This is a genomic window from Candidatus Nomurabacteria bacterium, from assembly GCA_023898525.1.
Classification (GTDB): domain Bacteria; phylum Patescibacteriota; class Minisyncoccia; order Phycocordibacterales; family UBA918; genus OLB19.
Window position 1 is genome coordinate 547,478 of sequence record CP060227.1, and the last position, 19,642, is coordinate 567,119.

General features: G+C 41.1%; 21 protein-coding genes. 7 read left to right on the top strand and 14 right to left on the bottom strand.

Going from position 1 to position 19,642, the window contains the following annotated elements:
• The 7 genes from H6779_02505 to H6779_02535 are packed head-to-tail and all read right to left on the bottom strand — an operon-like array spanning nucleotide 1 to nucleotide 6,644.
• A complete protein-coding gene (locus tag H6779_02505) occupies nucleotides 1-438 on the bottom strand; it encodes a hypothetical protein (GenBank protein ID USN87260.1) in 438 nt (145 codons plus the stop codon).
• 2 nt (nucleotides 439-440) lie between these two features.
• The gene (locus H6779_02510) at nucleotides 441-1,334 is read right to left on the bottom strand and encodes a hypothetical protein (protein ID USN87261.1); all 894 of its coding nucleotides are present in this window, start codon (nucleotides 1,332-1,334) and stop codon (nucleotides 441-443) included.
• Entirely contained in the window at nucleotides 1,331-1,834 is a 504-nt protein-coding gene (locus H6779_02515) for a TIR domain-containing protein (GenBank protein ID USN87262.1), read from the bottom strand. Before H6779_02515 ends, H6779_02510 begins: the two co-directional genes overlap by 4 nt.
• Nucleotide 1,835: 1 nt before the next feature.
• Nucleotides 1,836-3,173, bottom strand: a complete 1,338-nt coding sequence (locus H6779_02520) for a hypothetical protein (GenBank protein USN87263.1) — start codon at nucleotides 3,171-3,173, stop codon at nucleotides 1,836-1,838.
• A gap of 3 nt (nucleotides 3,174-3,176) precedes the next feature.
• Complete coding sequence (locus H6779_02525; GenBank protein ID USN87264.1) at nucleotides 3,177-4,685, bottom strand: type I restriction-modification system subunit M; 1,509 nt, start codon at nucleotides 4,683-4,685, stop codon at nucleotides 3,177-3,179.
• Entirely contained in the window at nucleotides 4,678-5,262 is a 585-nt protein-coding gene (locus H6779_02530; protein ID USN87265.1) for a restriction endonuclease subunit S, read from the bottom strand. Before H6779_02530 ends, H6779_02525 begins: the two co-directional genes overlap by 8 nt.
• 47 nt (nucleotides 5,263-5,309) lie before the next feature.
• On the bottom strand, nucleotides 5,310-6,644 hold the full coding sequence (locus H6779_02535) for a recombinase family protein (GenBank protein USN87266.1): 1,335 nt from the start codon (nucleotides 6,642-6,644) through the stop codon (nucleotides 5,310-5,312).
• Nucleotides 6,645-6,983: 339 nt separating this feature from the next.
• On the opposite strand from H6779_02535, the gene H6779_02540 reads away from it, so the two are divergent.
• Nucleotides 6,984-7,409 (top strand): hypothetical protein, encoded by a 426-nt coding sequence (locus tag H6779_02540; GenBank protein USN87267.1) that lies wholly within the window; start codon nucleotides 6,984-6,986, stop codon nucleotides 7,407-7,409.
• Nucleotide 7,410: 1 nt separating this feature from the next.
• Here H6779_02540 and terL read toward each other — a convergent pair whose 3' ends face one another.
• From terL to H6779_02560, 4 genes are all read right to left on the bottom strand, one after another.
• Entirely contained in the window at nucleotides 7,411-8,850 is a 1,440-nt protein-coding gene (gene terL / locus H6779_02545; GenBank protein USN87268.1) for a phage terminase large subunit, read from the bottom strand.
• Complete coding sequence (locus H6779_02550) at nucleotides 8,831-9,226, bottom strand: hypothetical protein (GenBank protein USN87269.1); 396 nt, start codon at nucleotides 9,224-9,226, stop codon at nucleotides 8,831-8,833. Before H6779_02550 ends, terL begins: the two co-directional genes overlap by 20 nt.
• Complete coding sequence (locus H6779_02555) at nucleotides 9,223-10,488, bottom strand: DNA modification methylase (protein USN87270.1); 1,266 nt, start codon at nucleotides 10,486-10,488, stop codon at nucleotides 9,223-9,225. Before H6779_02555 ends, H6779_02550 begins: the two co-directional genes overlap by 4 nt.
• A 68-nt stretch (nucleotides 10,489-10,556) precedes the next feature.
• On the bottom strand, nucleotides 10,557-11,369 hold the full coding sequence (locus tag H6779_02560; protein USN87271.1) for a hypothetical protein: 813 nt from the start codon (nucleotides 11,367-11,369) through the stop codon (nucleotides 10,557-10,559).
• Nucleotides 11,370-11,387: 18 nt separating this feature from the next.
• On the opposite strand from H6779_02560, the gene H6779_02565 reads away from it, so the two are divergent.
• Genes H6779_02565 through H6779_02590 form a run of 6 tightly spaced genes read left to right on the top strand, consistent with a single transcriptional unit; the run spans nucleotide 11,388 to nucleotide 14,043 of the window.
• A complete protein-coding gene (locus H6779_02565) occupies nucleotides 11,388-12,050 on the top strand; it encodes a hypothetical protein (GenBank protein USN87272.1) in 663 nt (220 codons plus the stop codon).
• Nucleotides 12,051-12,100: 50 nt separating this feature from the next.
• The gene (locus H6779_02570; GenBank protein ID USN87273.1) at nucleotides 12,101-12,286 is read left to right on the top strand and encodes a hypothetical protein; all 186 of its coding nucleotides are present in this window, start codon (nucleotides 12,101-12,103) and stop codon (nucleotides 12,284-12,286) included.
• A gap of 10 nt (nucleotides 12,287-12,296) precedes the next feature.
• Complete coding sequence (locus tag H6779_02575) at nucleotides 12,297-12,503, top strand: hypothetical protein (GenBank protein USN87274.1); 207 nt, start codon at nucleotides 12,297-12,299, stop codon at nucleotides 12,501-12,503.
• Between the two features lie 27 nt (nucleotides 12,504-12,530).
• Entirely contained in the window at nucleotides 12,531-12,896 is a 366-nt protein-coding gene (locus tag H6779_02580; protein ID USN87275.1) for a hypothetical protein, read from the top strand.
• A 60-nt stretch (nucleotides 12,897-12,956) separates the two neighbouring features.
• Entirely contained in the window at nucleotides 12,957-13,346 is a 390-nt protein-coding gene (locus H6779_02585; GenBank protein USN87276.1) for a hypothetical protein, read from the top strand.
• Nucleotides 13,347-13,383: 37 nt separating this feature from the next.
• Entirely contained in the window at nucleotides 13,384-14,043 is a 660-nt protein-coding gene (locus H6779_02590; GenBank protein ID USN87277.1) for a DUF305 domain-containing protein, read from the top strand.
• Between the two features lie 326 nt (nucleotides 14,044-14,369).
• Here the strand turns inward: H6779_02590 and H6779_02595 are convergent, their stop codons facing one another.
• From H6779_02595 to H6779_02605, 3 genes are read right to left on the bottom strand one after another with little or no spacing between them, the layout of a single operon-like run.
• Nucleotides 14,370-16,595 carry an AAA family ATPase gene (locus H6779_02595; GenBank protein ID USN87278.1) on the bottom strand — a complete coding sequence of 742 codons (2,226 nt, stop codon included), beginning with the start codon at nucleotides 16,593-16,595 and terminating at the stop codon, nucleotides 14,370-14,372.
• A 1-nt stretch (nucleotide 16,596) separates the two neighbouring features.
• On the bottom strand, nucleotides 16,597-18,210 hold the full coding sequence (locus H6779_02600) for a restriction endonuclease subunit S (GenBank protein USN87279.1): 1,614 nt from the start codon (nucleotides 18,208-18,210) through the stop codon (nucleotides 16,597-16,599).
• Nucleotides 18,197-19,642: an N-6 DNA methylase gene (locus H6779_02605; protein ID USN87280.1), complete on the bottom strand. Its 1,446-nt coding sequence runs from the start codon at nucleotides 19,640-19,642 to the stop codon at nucleotides 18,197-18,199. Before H6779_02605 ends, H6779_02600 begins: the two co-directional genes overlap by 14 nt.

Consider the following 19,642-nt stretch of genomic DNA (forward strand, 5'->3'; position numbering starts at 1 on the left):
TTACTTTTGAATTTTCTCTAAGTCAGCTGGCATATACCGCACCACGTTACCTTGCTTATCGACTGAAAAGACATGAAGCAAGAGCTTCTTGGCAATTTGATATGGAATACGTTTGATAGCCTTGTCGGCTGATTTTTTAGGCAGAGCAATACCGTAGTAGTAGCGTGTAGAACCAGAAGTGTTCATGCGAGTAATGATCTGGCCAAGTGAGTAAATAAAAGCCACCTCTTCACTTGAAGAATTATTTGAACCCTTACACTCAATAAGGTAATAGCGTGAGTATCGTGTGTGGACCGCTTTAATATCGACTCCTTTCTCTCGTAGGGTAGCCACCTTAACTAACCGCCAATGATGTTTCGACAGCCATTCAATCACTCTTGTTTGCACAAAGTCTTCGGTGATGTCTCGTGAGGTATCTTTTTTCTTAGCATTACTCATATTTAATTGTCGATAGCTATTACTTGGGAAGGCACATTGTCACCGTTTTCCTTAGGTGCCATGATGACCTGCTTGTAGTGATTGCAGGCAGCGTTCAAATATTCCTGTAACTCGTCTAGATTAACAAGTCCGTTTTTTATATCGTCTGGATGTATGGCTATGATGAGTCTTTCACAAACATTAATTTGCTTATTAGCTTCAATGTAACTATCAATAATCTCCTTGGCTGTCGTCATCTTAGTCAGCGACGCATTACGCCCATGGCCAGAATTTACTAGAGGAATTGTCACATATTTATTTCTACCCGATTCATTGCCAATAAAATCCCAAACTGAAGCAAGCGAAGTAATCAGGTCATCAATACTTGCCTTAACACGATTGTTTTCTAGTTTGTGTGAGTTTGCTAGTAAATAAAATCTCTTATTGTTATTTTCCACCTCAACTGTCGTACCAATTGGATTTTCAGTATTTTGAGAAACTTTATCTTTTATATCAGCCTCTAAATGCTCGTGCCTCCCACCGTAGTAGTCACAAATTAACTTGTTTTGTAGACTATTTGCCTTTGCAACGTTCCCGCCTAAAGTCAGGTCAAAGTGATCATTTATTGGTACTATCAAAGCACCTTTATTTTTAAATGCGTCTCCAACTTTAACTTCAATAAAATTATCTTTTTTGCGAATCCTGCTTGAAAAAGAAGTTTTCGGTTTATTCTTTAAAATTGCAATAATAAAAATTAGCACCATTATTGGTAATGCAAACCACGGTTCTTTGAAAAGATGATCAACAACCCCGCTGGTCATGTAGCTACTCATCTCAACGGCCAACCAAAATAAACCTAAGCCAGTTACTGTGTCAGCTACAATCAGTTTCCATTTTTTGATCCAGCGTAAAATCATAGTCCCAGATTTGTATATATCGAATTACCGTAATGGTATGCACCTGTCTTACCTTGTGCTCGATATGACTTGTGATCTTCTGGCCATTCGCGAATGGCTTTTGCCACAATTGATTTATTGAAACTTACGTGCACCGCAAGTTCCCCAGTCAAAATGGCAGGACACAAATCATCCTTATCTCTTTTACCGTTTAGATTGACAACTACTATAGGAATGTCTTTTTTGATTGCTTGTTCGATTTCCCAGCGAACAAATTTGTATAGATATTTTGTGTTGTTACCCACCAAAAGTAGAAAGACACGGGTATTGGAAAGACGTTCCCGCAACTTTGCCTTAATTGTCTCCTCAGAAGAATAGGGCATTAGGTTGTTTAGATCATGTGCGTCATAAAAACCAAATGCACTGCCGTCTGTCTTTCGCCAAGCCTGCATTAGTCGGTAGTAACGAATATCGTTATCAGCATCAAACGCAACGTATGCTTTGTTAGTATAGGTGCTCATATTATTTGCTATTTTTAGTTGCTATATCTTTAACATCTTTCACGCTCTCAATAACTTCATTTTTCATCTTTTTATAGAACCCTTCCACATGAAAGCGTTCTGAAACACGGTCAATTATTGTTTCGCCCCGACCAAGATGCTCTGCGGGATTATGTTCAATAGCTTCGAGAAGTATTTGAGCCAATTTGTCCTTATTTGCAGTGTCTAACTGATATGATTTGTCTCCCGTATTAAACAATAGATACATCTCTACGACTCTAAGTTTGTGATTATATTCTTCAAATAAGCGTTTACGTTGAGAGATATTTCTTTGCCCGTACCATGCGATCCAGATTAAAGGAATTGAAATAATGGTCTTTACGTAGATCAGCTCAAGTGCAGAGGGAGTGACACCTTCAGCAGTGAGACTATTGAGAACTATTTCTGCAGTCTTCTCATTCACAAAAATGAGAGACACACCTACAAGAGGTAATATGAACATCGCATAGTTCATAACTGAGCCAACGTGACGACCTAAAATATTATGAAAAAATATAAGGACATTTTCGATGTGTGCACCTTTAATGAATTCTTTTCGCTTGAACTTTGAATATTCAGATTTAGATTCTGTGTAAGCGTTTAGTAAAGTTCTGGTGGTTGCATCAGATAGAAGAGAGTTTACATCTTCACGCTTAGTATCAATGTCAGTCCTCAGATCTTTAAGATACTTTCTTGTTTCTTCTATTTCTGGAGTTACTTCGGTGTCAATTTTTTTCTTAAAAAGCTCCGCTTTCTTAATGTTAGCTTCAAGATTTTGAATTTCACTATTCTCACCCTCAGGAGCATCAAACAACTCTTCGTATTTTTCGGTGATTTCTGTGTATATTCTTTTTGTCTCTTCTTCAATGCCGTCAGTCTCTGTGAGTTTTGTATAGAAATCACGAATTTCCTTTGCTTTACCTGAGGTTCCATCACCGCCTAGCAAATCAACATAAAAATCTGTGATTTTTTGTTGAGAATCCTTTATATCAGTTTGTATTGAATCTGGGTTTGAAATCAGTTCAGCGTGATAGGCCTTAATAGCATCAACTTGTGTTTGTAGTGCATTAACAACAGAAGTATCTGCGATAGATCCGTTGGGAAAGATTTTTGTGTACGCATTATTAATATCCTGAATTTTTTGTTCTATGGCAGGCAAAACTGCTTCAGACCCATTATCTCCTTCAAAAAACTTTTTGTAGAGTTCATTGATTGATCCTATTTCTTCAAGCGATGCCTTGATCAGATCCCACAGTTCTTCCTTAGTTGGAGATTTTGCGCTTGGGTCTATTTGCGAAAGTAGTTCGTTAAGCTTGCTCATAAATTATTTGATACCTAATTCTTTTAAATAAACTTCCATCTGTTTTTCCAGCTTCTTTAGCTCAGGTTCAAGCTTTGCCAGCTCTTTCAAGTTCGCTTCAATGTCTACAGGCTCCTCTTCCTCAAAGGTATCTACATACCGTGTGATGTTCAGGTTAAAATCATTCTCCTCAACCTCAGCCAAGTCAACCTTGCGAGCAAACTTTTCTACATCTTTCCGCTTCACGAATGTATCGTAAATTTTATTGATGTGGTCTTCGGTAAATATGTTTTGAGCTTTGCCAGCTTTAAACTCTTTCGATGCTTCAATAAAGAAGATGTCTTTCTTCATTTCGTTAGCGCCACCTTTCTCACGTGAGCGGTCGATTACTAAGACTGCAACTGGAATACCCGTGGTTTGGAATAGTCCAGCAGGTAAACCAATTACCGCATCAATGATGTTTTCTTTAATTAGTTGCTCACGAATTTTTCCCTCTGCACCGCTTCGGAAGAGAACACCATGAGGAACAATCACTGCTACACGACCAGTCTTAGGTTTAGCGGTTTCGATCATGTGGGTAATGAATGCAAAATCCCCCTTGTCTTTAGGTGGTACTCCTCGCCAGAAGCGATTGTACGCATCAGACTCTGCATGCTCTGCACCCCACTTCTTCAGGGAGAATGGTGGGTTTGCTACAACTACATCGAAGTGCATGAGTTGGTCATTTTCAACTAAGAGCGGGTTATTTAGTGTGTCGCCCCATTCAATACGGGCTGAGTCTTTACCATGCAAAAACATGTTCATACGAGCAAGCTGATAGGTAGCACCAGTAGATTCTTGCCCATAGAGCGCATAGTTCTTTGAACCTTTCTTTTCTACTTCTTCACCAGCTAAAAGCAGAAGGCCGCCCGAACCACAAGCAGGGTCGGCTATACGGTCACCTTCTTTAGGTTGCGCTAGCATGGCTACTAACTGAGCTACGGACCTCGTCGTGAAAAATTCACCCGCCTTTTTTCCAGCAGCTGCACCGAAGCGCTCAATCATGTACATGTATGAGTTTCCAATGATGTCATCTCCAACATCAGACAGGTCGATTTTTGCGAAATCTTGAATCAAGTTGCGAAGCATCTTATTTCGCTGTGGTAGTTTGCCAAGCAGTGCTTCTGAATTGAAATCAACACTAAACACACCTTCGAGCTTATCGCTGTTAGCGTCTTCAATACGATGGAGGGCTTTGTTTATCTCATCGCCGATATTATCTTCTTCAATTTTGCTGTAGATGTAGTCAAAAGATGATTTGGGAGGTAGGTAGAAACGGTCGAGTTTCATTTTCTCCTCAATACGCTTTTCGTCATCGCCAAATCGCTCTTTGTACTCTTGGTACTTCTTTTTGTTTTGATCACTCAAATACTTAAAAAACAACATCGGCAACGCATAGTCCTTATACGTTTCAGCCGCCAATTGACTGCGGGAAGAATCAGCCGCTGACCAGAGTACTTTATTGAGTTCTTCTTGTGTGAATTTTTTAGTCATGTTGTTTTGTAAGGTTAGTAAATGTTGCTTCGACGATTTGTTGTTTTAAATACTGGCGACGATCGACAATTGATTGTTGGGCTTGAATGTTTTCATGCAGTGCTACGATTGCTTTTTGCTTCTCTAGCTCTGGCACTGGAATTTTTATGTGTATGAGTTCCCGCCGGGGTAAGGCCCCAATGTATGAACCAGTGACGATATTAGCCAGTGAGTCTTGTCCCTCTTTTGAATTGAGGTAGTGAGATAGAAACTCTGGAAGCACCTTGCTCGTACTTATTCGAATAATGTGTACAGATGCCGATGCAATAACATTCTGAGCATCAGACATGAAGACAGCTGCACGAAAGGCACCAGCCTTCATACCTCGTGCCACAATTAGAACATCATTTTTTTGGAGGTACCTGTCGTCAGGAGGGAGGTCAAGCGATATCTTGGTCAATGAACTCACATCCGAGACTGGGACACCTTGTACCAAGTCACGAGCCTGAAATACCAGTGTATTGCCGTTGCGCGTTTCTTCAATAGCTCCGCGAAAAGCGTAGCCTGGAGTTACTTGGGCAATATCTGACAATTTCATATGCAGTAGTATATGTTACTGCGTAATATTTGTAAAGTACCCTACCTCTAGTTAGGCTGACTTTGTAATTTAACAACCTTGTTATTCATGGTTATTTTCGAGTTAAAGCATGAAAGTATCTCTCGCTTTTCCTCGATAGTACCGTCTTTGAGTAAGAACTTTATGTAGCTTTTCGCATCTATCTCACTTGCATCAGTACTTGTCTTCTCACCCAAAAGGGTCTGATTGAATTTCTTGTACCGAGCAACCTCAGCTTTAATTCGCTTGATCACTTCGCCCTCGCTGAACGAAGCGACATCGACAAGCTTTTGAAGTTGTTTGATGAGATCAGTCTCATTTAAGTAACCACACTTACAGTGCTTGTCCCGTGCTTTGGTGCAGGTGTAATAGACATGAGCGTTAATCTTGCCGTTCTTAAGCTTTTTGTATTTCTCATCAGCACTAATACCAGATCCGCACAAACCACAAATCATCAGCTTGGTGAAAGCGAACTCTTTTTCTTGGCGAGTCTTTAATTCGTTTCCTTTCAGTTGTTCTTGGACTAGGTCAAATAATTCTTTCGTGATGAGTGGTTCATGTCGCCCTTGATACCAGTTGCCACTGTTGCGAGGATATTCAAAGACACCGTAGTAAAAGTGATTCTCAAGAATTCGGTAAATATTGCCGAGACTTAAATGCTTTTTACTAGGTAGAGCACGGAAGTTTAATTCAAACCGAAGCCAGTTATAGACCTTGCGACCAGACCACTTTTCATACGCGACCTTCTCAAATACCTTTTTAATCACAGGTGCACGTTCTGGGTCGATAAGTGTCTCGCATTTACGATCCATTCGTTTTTCTTTCACGTACCCTGTCGGTGCTGGAGCTGGCCACAACCCCATCTCCACCCGAGCCTTAAGGCCACGCTTCACATTAATACTCTTGTTATCGTTCTCCAGCTTGGCTTGGGAACACAGAATCATGAGGAGAAACTTTTCACTTGGATTATTGGTGAATGTCTGTCCATGTGTGCGTATCTCAACGAGTAGTTTTTGGTCCATGAGGTCAACCAACTCACCGAGGTCACCAGCATTACGACTGAGTCGGTCAGGGTGCCACACAATAATCCCATTAAATTTCTCTCTTCGTATATCTTCTAGTATTTCTCTGTATACAGGTCGCTGGCCAGATGCTTTGGCGGAATGAGCTTCACGGCGAACTTCTACTATATCGAGACCTTCTTTCTCAGCCATCTGCATCATTTCGTTCACTTGTGATTCAATAGAAAGTGCTTGGCGCTCATCTTGCTCGGTACTTTTGCGAGCGTATAAAACATAACGCACCGCTATAGGTGGCGGTGCGATTGAGTGGCTCATTCGAGCGGATATCTGTTGTGTTTCCATATTTAATTAATGACAGATCCGCACGAGATGCATAGCTATGCAGACTAAAAGAAGCGTCACATACTCGTTGCACACACTTAGCAAACAGTCTGATCAGCGATACTATAGGTGCGTAGTAGCTATATTTGAGCTATTATGTTCGTTACAAACCCGACCTAACCCGCAGGCATTCGCAGGCGGTATGGTCATCAAATACCGTCCAAAGTAAAAAACTCCTAATCAGAGCTACTTTGGACGGTCATATCGGGAAACTGGTATGGGCATTGCCTTACGGGGCGTGTCGGCCTGGTTAGGAGCTTTTTGCTTTCTGATCTTTACAAACAAAACCGTCCAAACAATATGAATACAAATCAAACTGACTCTGTTAAAAAACAGGGTCTAACAAAGAAGGTCTTTTTAGTAATCGGGGGTGTCTTTATCTTCTTCATTTTCATCAGTTCGATCTTTACCGAAGTCGAGCCTGATGTGCCAAAGCAACCGGCTAACATGGAAGCTATTAGAGCTGAGCTTAATGCATATGCAACAGAATATCTTTTTGAAGAGAGTGAACCTGATCGCTGGGTGGATGTAGTCGCTAATGAGGGTGAGAACGGGATTCTTATTCGAGTATCTACTAATCCAGAAGTACCGACAAACGAAGTGGCAGCACAAACATACTGCGACAAGATTGGTGAAATCCTAAGCGCACACGCACCTGACCATAAAGATGATGCCGATGTGTTTATCTATCAGTATGGCGAGATTGTAAAAGCGTGTACATATTAAATTAGCCAAACAAGATTGAGTTTTTCTTCCGTGGTTTCCAGTTCACCATCGTTTCAATGGTAACCAATGAAAAAGCATCAGCTAAATCATCGTGTTTTTCTGATCCAAAATTAATAAGCTCTTGAATTAGCTTTTCTGCCTTACCAAAGGGAAAGCGTATTCTTCCTGCACTCAGCGCAGGAGCGGTCAGGCTGATTCGCTCTTGTTTTGTGCCTATTGGTGTCACTCCGATAACATCAACGTCATCTTCTTTTGATTGTTGCACGACAGCATCCTGATAGCCGACATTCTCAATATAGAACTTAACGGGTAGTCCATATTTTGTTCGTAACTTATATTCGAGTGCTTTGATTTCTCTACAGGTCTCTGGGAAACGCATGCGGGCGTGTACTATCTCAGGTAGAACATAAAGGCATTTTTCATCATTCTTAGTGCAGGCCAATACAGGAATCATAGCCGTGTAGTCAGCTGATGTTTTCTGCGAGATCGCAAGGTCGGCGCCGACGAAAATAGCATGTTGATCGACATCTCTCGGTATCTCATGATAATGGGATATCCAAAGCGGGTCGATTATCTGATCGCCCGAAGGAATAATCTTCAATAAATATTCACGCTCCCACGCTTGTTGGTTAATTGTTTTTCTGCGAAGTTTTTCAATAGATTCAGGAGTGGGGTACTTCTCAGGCCATATACAATTACCGAATGTGTCGAGAAAGGGATATGATTTGAAATATCCATCAATCTCGCCTGATTCAATCCCTTCCCGCAAACGAACCATGAGTGAATCATCATGTACTAAGTTACCAACGAGCACTACTTTCGTATCATCATCACCAGCGGGAATGATTTCGCTGGTAAACCAATTGAATGTTTTGTCTCGACTGTCTTGCGTCTTTGTTGATGCCAAGTCTTCGATGTCGTCACAAATAATCAAGTCGGGGCGATAACTCTTATGTCGCAATCCGCGCATACTTTGATCAACAGATAGAACAGTGATACGAGCATCGTATTTAGGAATTACAATTGAAGACATTCGCCACTCGTCATCTGGTTCCTCGAAAGGTCCAAGATCCTGTTTGAGTAGCTCGTTCCGCTCAAGTTCAGTTTTAATGTGTTGCAAAAGTTGCTTCGCTTGTTGTTGAGTGCGAGAAACAATCAGCACGTACTTCTTTTTCTGAACACCAAGAATAGCCCATAGAGGGTACGAGAGCGAAAAGATCGTAGATTTAGCAGAGCCTCGAAACGCTACCACTACCGTGAGGGGGAGGTCAGTTCGTTCAGTCAACTCAAACATCTCTGAATGAAATGACCCGCTTACATGCTTTACATAGTCATGTAGATACACGGGCATAAATAAACGGTGGCTTTGCTTGGTCACTTCACGCCGTACCTGCGGATCATTGATTATTCTTTGCAGCAACTCAGGTTTCAGATTGTCCATAATTTTGCTTTCCGTTAACCATTTTTAACGCCTGTTCAATAGTGCTCTTTTGTTCTTCAGAGAGTTCTTTATCTGCCACCTCAGTGTTTTTTACTGACTTAGTTGAAAAACGTTGGTGATTATTTGTTAGCCAAAGACGAATCGCTGAAATCTTCTTTTCTTTAATGAGTTGCAACAACTGGTTTTCACTTAAGTCATTTATATGTTCAATACCGTCTATTGAAGCGGCATCGAACTTTTCCTTAAACTCAGGGTCATCTTTTAACCACTTATAGATAGTGTTTCGTGAGATACCTACTTTCTCACAAGCGACAGTAACGATTGGTATCTTACGCATCTCTTCTAGGAATAGATCACTGTGACTGTCTTTTTTCATACCCTTTCAACCCTCGCCTTAATGCCAGTAAGTTTTTCAAAGCGGTTGATGATAAGGTCGCAAAAGACGGGTTCAAGCTCACAACCGAAAACCCGCCTATCTAGTTGTTCGGCCGCAATGAGTGTACTGCCAGAACCAAGAAACGAATCTAAGATGATATCGTTGGGTTTTGTGCAACGTAGTATTGCTTTTTGATGTAGTTCGGGCGGCTTACTGGTGGCATGATTATATTGCTGAGCAGGCAAACGTCTTACTGCCCAAATATCTGTAAACTGTTCCAGCAAATCATTGCCTGTGGTCGCTTCTTTGTTCATCACCTCATTCAGATCTGTTCGCATTTCAGCAAGGTACGGCTTACCTCGTGTTCCATATGTGCAAGGCTCATATACTTTATTGAAGGCTACTTGTGGCACAGGGTTTTGTACATTCTTGAGCCACAAGCAGACTCGTTTATTACTCACACCGAGCTTGCGATACACACTCTGAATTAGTCCGATATAGATTTGGTCTGACCACATAAACACATGTGCATCATTTGCAGTGACAGATAAAGCCGCTTCAAGACTACTGGTAATGAAGTTTTCATATTCTTCATAAGTGCGTTTGTCGTGAACTTTTGCACCGTAGTTGCTCTTTCCACCAAGTCCAGAGCTATAGTTGTATCCCACATTGTAGGGCGGATCTGACGCTATCATGCTAGCTCTCTCATCGCCGTATAGTTTTTGTAAGGTGCCAAGTTGAGTGCAGTCACCACAAATTATTTTGTGTTTGCCTAAATGAATGATGTCACCTAGTTGGGTAGTTGGCGTTTTAATTTTCTTCAGCTCTTTCTCAACATCAAACGTATCGTTAGTAATTTCTTTTTTATCGTCCCAAAAACTAGCCAGCTCAACGGTCTCAAAACCCGCTTCGGTGAGTAAGTCAATGTCGAACTCCTTTAATAAATCGTAATCAAACTCACCACCCAGCTTGTTCGAACCGATGAGGTACTGGTCCGCTTCTTTTTTAGTAAATTGACGACTTGGTACTCTGACATCAATCTGTTCATTACCTCGCCCCAATAGCTGTAACGCCCTCATTCTTTGATGACCGGCCAAAATAGTCCCGTCTTTGTTCAGGCAGGGTATCTCAGCTAAACCAAATTTTTTGAGACTCTTTTTAAGTGCTGACATTTGTGTGTCAGTGATTTTTCTTGGGTTTACTTTTTGTGGAATGAGTTCATCCACGGTGCGTACTTCGGTACGCCAGATAATCTTTTTCATAATTAAAATATGCTTACCAATAAAGTTGGTAAGCGTATTAGACACCGCAGTGTCACTTTCTCGGGGTATTAGTTATCGATCGGTAACTCTGTATTAAGTCCAAGTCGTTTTCGCACAGTAGCAACGATACGTTTAATGTTGTCCATGTCCATCTTTTGGTCGTTGGTTTCTTTCAGGTACAAAGAATAAGTTATTTCATCTAGGTGGCGCTCGTCACCAGACGCCTTCCTTTCTCTGGCCAGCTCATACAACTCATAAATACGATAGTCACGATCAAAATTCTTCCACTCTTGGTTTCTGTCTAATTCCTTCCTGATAAACTCTTGCTCACTGCGTATAAAATTCCAACCTTGTACGATGTCATCCTTAACAGTCCATGGAAATATTTTCACAAACATCTCTAATTTGCCGGTCTTGTCATTACGTTCGTGGACAACTGTAAAAGAAGGGTCGGTTATCTCATCTTTACCGAGAAAGACATGGTGAATGAGAAACTCATGAATTTCCTCGTCCTTAGAATCAAATCCATATTTCGCCGCAACATCTCTTAGATATTGTCCGTAGATAGGTGGGACATGTTTTGCTTTCTCAGTTTCAAAATCGTCCATGGCTTCACTACCATAAATTTTATTATCATCAGGGTTGGCGTACTTCACCCATAACTCTTTGATGGTATCTGAATGCTCATACTTGCTCCAAACTTGCCAAAACTCTTCGTTCCACTTTAGGTATTCTCTGTATGAATCAAAACCGTCTGCAGGAACAGGAACGTCATATTTAGCAAACTCACTTTTTAGCCGTGCAATATCGCTCTGAAAATCCTTGTTCTTGAGCAGAGCTTTGATTTTGTAGTAGCGCTCGTTGTATACAGGCTTTTGCATAAACGTATTATAGACGATATGGACTTAAAGGGTGCGATTTTGCAAATCTCTATTGAACTAGAGAAACATCAACCAGAAACATTTAGTAGTACGTGGATATACACCTATGCACCACAGGCATATCGGTACGCTTTTAAAAACGTTCGCTTAGATACAGGCGGTATTGATTGGGATGTGATAACTGGAAAGTTAGATCGTACGTATCAAAAACGATGGACTAGATATCGGTATAAACAGGCTAAGCAATACGCGAGGCAGTCAGAAGTTGATTTAATTTTGAAGAGATATCGAAATAGGTTGTATACCTTTATCGCCCAAGCAAGTGATGAAGATAAAAAGATTCAAGACCGGATGATTATTCTGCTCGTTCGTCTGAGTCAGAAAGGTAATGTATTAGCCCAAGCAGAACTTATTAAGTGGGTTACCTATATTACGAATGATTGGTTAGATCAGTACCCGCAAATGTATCGTTGGAAAGGATATGAAGATGAAGTGCCAGATAAGATAAAAGCTTGTATACGTTGCTATCGGTATACAGGTTCATTCCTTGGATACTTATTTAAAACACTAGAATACTCAGCTCGTGGCAAGCCACCAAGAGTTTCACTTGATGACAAAATATTTGATGGCAATGCCACAAGAATAGAGTATGCAAAAGTAGATGATTTAGTTAAATACTAAATTTGATTTAAACTATTGATAATAATCAAATACTGTACACTTAAAAAAATATGGAACTAGCCGACCAAAAACAACTTGTAATCAATAAACTAATTGAAAAAGGGTACACAAAGGAGCAAGCCGAAGGTTTTATAAATGCACTCCAAGATACCGACCTTGCACGACAAGTAAATGAACTTACAACCGCACTCATAACGGTAGTAGCGACTGATATTGCGTCAGAGCTATTGCTATAAACAGGTCCTGATGAAAACCTTTTTTAGAAACATTTTTACGATTGAAGCACCATTTGGCGAAATATGGTTATCTCTAGCTATTGTAGTGATGCTGTTTTTGACACAGGTAATCGACATCAGTACCACACTCGGTTTGATTGCGAGTGGTTTGTTCTTGATCTGTATCTACTTGCTTGGTTATCTTATCCAAAAACTTTGGCATAGATACGTAAAATAACTTTGTTTTGTGTTATATTCTCCTTCAATGGAAGCATACAAACCAGAGAAAGAACAACAAATGAACGAGGGGCTACGTGAGTTTATTCACGAACTTTCTGAAACAACTGGTGAGTATCTACCAGTTGAATACGTTGATGGAACGTACGAGATAGAAGCTGACAACTTCACTCTGACGTTCACCAACGAAGACGAGGTCTTTGAAATCCGCAGTATTGATGTGCGTGGCAATGCTGGTCTTGGTCGCCAGATTGTCTCTGCTATTCACAACTATGCGGATGAACACGGTTTTGAGGTCATCGCCAGCAATGTGCTTGATACGGCACGAGGGTTCTGGGAGAAGATGGGCTACCAAGAGGGAGACGCTGAAGACGAGTATTTCCGAGCAGCTTAACCATTCCAACAAGACACTGATGGTCGCCCTACGGGGCGGCTTTTTGCTATAATCAACTCAATGAAGCTAACAGCCAGTCTTATTCTCACGTTTCTGCTCGGTGCGATGTTCGTGAGTCTGTTCCACATGTCGATGGGTATGGATATGCATGGTGGTATGTCTGACTGTCCGTTTATGGCACACGAGGAGGTAATCTGCCCAATGGATTTAGCTGACCATCTTGCAGCATGGAAGTCTGTCTTTCTGGCAGTCGCCCCAACCATTGTTCTTTTGCTGGCAATAACTGGTGCGATGGTATTAGTAGCTACCGTTGCTCCGCATCTCTTCACTCCCAAACGTAGACCCGCACCGATACTACCCAGATTATTGCGTGAGCGTACATACAGTTTTTCATACCGACCACTCCAAGAATTATTTTCAAACGGCATCCTTCACCCCAAAGTTTTCTAGTGAGTAGCTTTCTACTTTATTCACTAATCTAAACAAAATGAACAATCAAACTATTTTGGTAGCTATCATCGCACTTCTCATTGGTGGAATTGGTGGTTATGCTATTACAGACAAAGATAAATCTTACGGAGACAGAGGGTACGACAAACAAATGTCAGATAATGTGCCAATGGGCATGCATCGTATGCCTGACGGTACACTAATGGGCAATCCTACTGATGACGGTGTGGGTGGTATGAGCCAAATGGATCATATGATGGCCATGATGGTTTCAAGTGAACGTGAGTTTATCGAAGGTATGATTCCTCATCACCAAGAAGCGGTAGATACCGCCAACGAAGTGATTGAACGTGGTGGCTCAAAACCTGAGATTAAACAATTGGTAGAAGATATCGTCGTTGCTCAAGAAGCGGAGATTGCTGAAATGAAGCAATGGTATGAAGACTGGTACGGTGAGCCATACACTGACAATGGTGAATATATGCCGATGATGCGTGAACTTGCCAATCTATCAGGTGCTGAACTCGACCGAGTCTTCCTTGAAGATATGATTGGTCACCACATGGGAGCGATTATGATGGCTCGTAGCGTGCAGCCATATATCGAGCGTGATGAGATTGCCGAACTGACGCAGGCAATTGTTTCAACTCAATCAGCCGAAATTGCTCAGATGAGACAGATGTTGCAGGGACTATAGACCAACAGCTGTATTAAGAAAACAACCACTCTTTAAGAGAGTGGTTGTTTTCTTAAAAAAGTGACATTTGCGTGTCACATTGTGACACTGGTGTTTTTGTGTCACTTTTGTCACTTTTTTTGCGCACGAGACGCGTCGAAATACAAAAGTTTGCAAATAGCTATTACGTCAAACCCTGCTTGACGGTTTGTGGGTTCTTGCCCGAGACCGCCCGCACAAAGCACCTGTTATCGGCAGACCCGAAGGCCTTTATTTTGAGCCAATCTGCCAAATAAGGTAAAACCAAAAAGTTCGAACCTAGAAGGGTCCGAACTTTTTTGGTTTTATTAGAGTATCTTCATTAGCTCAAAAGCATCTCTTATGTCTTTTTTGTAGTCTTCAATACCGAGTTGGGCAGTAGGATATTGACTTGTACCGGAGTGATCGTGGTGCGCTTGATTAGTTAAGATTGCCTCAATATTTGTTCTTCGACTTGTCATTACATAGGAACCGCCTGGCTGTTCTAGTTTTGTGAGCATGTCACCTACAGTGTTAATCTCTTTGGTAATCTCAAGTGGATATTTAGTCTTGAGAATGTGTTCTATTACTTTACGTATGCTCGCATGAGCATTTTTTACGAAAGCTAAATCCTGTGAGGAATTAGCATTCTTCATATCTGCAATCCAACAATTGTAGTCACTCATAAACTCAGCATCGTCATGAGGACTACATGCTATAAAATCAGTTCCACTCGTTGTATCCATAGACAATCTTAGGAAAGTGGCGGTTGCATCACTAGAATTTTCAGCGTGTAGAAGCTGATAAAAACCCTTTTCATGAGTGAGGAGGACTAGTTGCTTACCGGTATCCTTTAAGATTCTCTTTATTTCAGTAAGAATAATTCTCTTTCGATCAGAGTCGAAGCTAGAAACAGGATCATCCATGACAACGACCTTGATTGCTGAATCGTTCTTTACAGTAGCAAGGAAGAACGCGAGAGCAAGTACCCATTTATCACTGTCGCTCAAAGCGTTCTTAATGGTCATTTCACCGTCGTCTCCATCATTAGATATCTCGCTTCCTGACATACTTAACACAAGTAAGTCTTGCCTTTGATTTCCCTTAAAATTAAATTTTGTGACCGTGAAATCACAATTACAAGCACTAAGCACGTCATTGATATCCTGTAACATGGATGCTGACAAGCCATTTGCGTAGACTAAATACTCCTCCCAGAGTTTAGTCTTTTCAGCACTTAACGTTACGTTTTCCTTCTTTGCTTTTTGATAGCTTTCACATCTGTCTTTCCAAGAACTAAATCTTTCTTTGTTTGCTTCCAGTAATTTTAACGACGTCTCCAACTCCGCTTTTTTCTCAGTTGGATTGGTGAAATTAAGCAGTTCTTTATCAATTGTTGCTATATGCGCTACAGCTTTCGAGGAAATATCTGTAAAAGGTGTGGTATCAAAATCAGTTGCCAAATCATCCTTCTTATCAGCAACCGCCTTCTCACAAGAACCATATGGACCGTCAACATCAGTAAAATCTATAGCTAAATCATAGCCTGCCTGCTTAAGGTCAGTTTTGATCCTACTAATCTCTGCCGTAAAGCTATCCTGTGGAAATAATGCTTCAGCATCTTTTATTGCTTGCTGTAAAGTTCTGTACTTATCGTTATAGATAAGATCGATAGTCTTCAAGAACTCTTTTACCGAAGGTTCAGTAATCTCTTGTGTACAAAATGGGCAGTATTCTTTCTCAGTTCGAGCACGTAACTTTGATCCTGTCTGTAAGAAGGAACTGTAGGACTGTTTACTTTCTTTCTGATTTACATGACTATCGTAATGCTTAGTGACTAGCTCGCTATTTACTGAAAGTTTCTCTGAAATATTTGTACTATCAAAATCCCTGTATCGTTCAAGCAGACTTTTTATACTGCCGAGTTTACTCGATATCAACTCAGAATTTTTAATCTTATCGAGAGAGTTCTTTTCTTCCTCGATTTTGCGATCAATGTCAGCGACTTCTGTAAGTCCAAGAAAATCGTCAAATGATAGACCACCTAATAGGTTTTTGTTTCTGTTGTACTCTGAACTAACCGATGTCTGAGTTCGTGTATTTTCAGCAATCTGCTCAGTGAGTTTTGTAATATTCGCGTTATACTCAGCACCTTTAGCACCGAGCATAAAAGCTTCAATATTCTTTTGTTGTTCCTGTCCGATTTGCTGATTCTGTGTGTATACACTTTCTCTTACAAAGTGATTGTCAAAGACGATGATGTCCTTATATTCTGCACTCCACTTTGCCTCATCAGTAGTGTATCTGTATTCACCTGTTGGGGTGGTAACTTCAGGAATAATTTTAACTGTCTGTTTCTGAGTTCCAATCGTTTTCCTTCCAATAATATAATCTGTTCTGTTTTCCTTTAGTGCGCGAAAGATTGCAGTCAGAGTACTCTTCCCGTGAGTGTTTTTACCGTAGATAAAAGTATTCTTTTTAAAGAACTGTGCATCCCCATCAGTTTTTGCTGATTTGAAACGTCCTACGTTAGTAATCTCAATTTTCTTTATCATGTTAAATAACCGCCTTCAGTGTGCTTACCATCTCCATCAACTCTTCAACCTTTTTTACGATGCGTTTTTGCTCAGCAAGGGGTGGGAGTGGCACTATACAAGATGACCATCTTGTAAGATTCACAAGAGGTGTTGCTCCACCAGAAGCTTTGCTCCAAACTAATTTCTGAAAGTATTCAGTCTGAAAGACAAAAGACAGATAGCGACCGTCAGTGTGAAATGGCGTGATTTTATTTATCTGCTGATTGAAAGTATAGGTTCCGTCAACGTATGCCGATTTCCCAATTGTGCCACCTATGCAAACCATTAGGACGTCGCCGGGGTGAAGATACTTTGACTCTGAAGCACCTTGAGTAGTAACTAATTTTGAGTATGAATTAATCGTTCTGTTCTGAATGTCACCGGGACCAATAAATGGAATTTCTCCTCCATAATTTCCATTCACGCCAGTACGTGGAGTTTTGCCAGTATCCAGTTTACCAATCTCAATAAGACGTACCCAGCGCCACGATTCAGGTATTTCAAACGGCGTTTCGCCCTCTGCAACATCAAGAACTTTTGACTTCTTACCTTTAACTTTATTATTTAGTTCTAATTGAATTTCTGTATACAAATCCTCAGCTGTGCCTTCACTTTTATCTTGAGAGACGAGTTTGCCAGAAACGGCGAGAGTAAGAATGGCGTTTTCTAGCTCCTTGATATCTTGTGGAGTTTTGATTAGTTCAGTAAGTTGTTCAAAGGCAACTTTCGAATCAGCAGATCCGAGTGCTTGCATAGCACTTCGTGTAAGACGAACACGGATCAAATCACGTTCATTTTTTTGTGACTCTAATTCATCGAGCTGCTTCATTACCACTTCAATTTTCTCAACGATACGTTCTTGTTCTTTGGGTGGGACAAGGACAAAGACTTCATTCGCAAATGCACTACCAGATATCTCTTTAAATGTGGTACCAGTAGCCCTTAGGTTTATATCATCAGCTCTAAGTGTTAAAAACCAATATAGAAATTTAGAGTTTATGCCCGAGTGTGGTACCAAAGATTTAAAACCTTGATTTGTTGTGAGAGGATTTTCAGCAATTCCCACATAACCAATTGGAGCGCGACTTGAAAAAATGACAGAGCCTTTAGGCATCAAGGTTGTTGATGATTTTTTATATGCCTCTTCAGTGATGTTCTTTTTACCCGACTTAATAAACACTCCACTCTGCTGGCGCATATCAGCTGGGGTAAGCCAAGGAATAGAATTTGGAGTATCAGGATCAACGAAATAAGTTGATTTTGTAGTTGATGGCGTACCTCCTCCCACAACTTCGCCTATCTCTACCAATCGTACCCACTTCCAAGACTGTGGTACTTCAAAGGGTACCTCTTCTTGTGAAATAGGTAATATTTCTCTGGTCTTTTTTCTTCGACTTGAAGCTAATAACCCATCCTTTGTCTTGAGAATTTCATTGTAAAGATCCTGTGCTGTGCCTTCCTGTTCATCTTGAGCTAGTAGTTGACCAGACATAGCCAAAGTCAGTACCGCTTTTCGTAGACGATTTATTCCATCTGGTACTTCTATGAAGTCATTGATATTCTCAGCAACAATTTTTACATCACTTGGTGTCATGGTGAGAAAGTGCTTCGGTAAGCACAGCGCGAATTTTTTCGAGAGTAACTTCTACTTCTTTTTTCTTAGTTCGGTAGACTTCAAGTAATTCTTCTGGAGACTCAAGCACATCAACTGGGGTACGTGGATTCTTGATATCGAGGTTGTAGTTTCGCTTTACAATCTCATCAATAGATACTTTCCATGCACGATCATTCTCTTCTCGGTTATTCCACCATTCTTTCACTGGCTCAAATTCTTCAACCCTGATTGGATTGGTCATTGAATATGCTTTCTGACCTTCTGGAAGTGAGTGTTCGTAATACCAGACCTCTTTTGTAGGTTCGCCTTTAGTAAAGAACAGGAGGTTTGTGGCAATACTTGTGTATGGAGCAAACACGCTCTTTGGAAGACGGACAATGGTGTGAAGGTTGCACTCCTCAAGCAGTTGCTTCTTTAGAGCAGTTTTCATCCCTTCACCAAAGAGAGTACCGTCTGGCAAAACGATACCTGAGCGACCATGTTTCTTGAGCAAGCGGAGAATAAGTACAAGGAAGAGGTCAGCGGTTTCTCTGGTTTGGAATTCCTTCGGAAAATTGGCTTCGATACCTGGCTCTTCAGTACCACCAAAAGGGGGATTTGTAACAACACAATCTACTTTGTCAGCATCGGTGTAGTCTCGAATCGGTTTCTCGAGGGTATTGCCACGACGCATAGTAACCGGCTCTTCAATACCATGGAGCATCATATTGGTCAGAAGGAGCATATACGGTAACGGTTTCTTCTCCACGCCGTGAATACTTTGCTGAATCTTCTGCTCGTCCTTTACCGACTTCACTTGCTTACGCATGTGTTCAAGCGAATGAACCAAGAAGCCACCGGTACCCGATGCAGGGTCTAATACTGACTCGCCAACCTTTGGATCAACCATTTCAACAATGAACTGCGTCACAGCTCGTGGCGTATACATCTCTCCAAAGTTTCCGGCACTTTGAAGACTCTTCAGAAGACGCTCGTATACATCATTGAAAACGTGACGATCTTTTGAGGCATTGAAGTCAATCTCGTTAATCTTGTTTATCACTTGCTTTAACAGTGTCCCTTTACGCATGAAGTTATAGACATCTTGAAACGCCATACGGGTAAGGTCGGTACGTTGGTTGCCATTCTTTGGTAAATCGCGAAGCCCAGGAAGCAGATCATTGTTTACAAACTCAATGAGCTTGTCTCCCGTCATTCCATCCATAGGAGCAGCCCACGTGCGCCATTGATACTTCACAGGAAGAGTCGGGACATATTTCTCCTTACGAATTTCCAGTGCTCGATCCTCATCATCGAGGATCTTTAGAAAGATCAGCCACACCATCTGCGATAGCCGAGTCGCATCACCGTCAACACCAATATCTTGGCGCATGATGTCCTGGATGGCTTTAATTGTTGCGGGAGTAAGCAT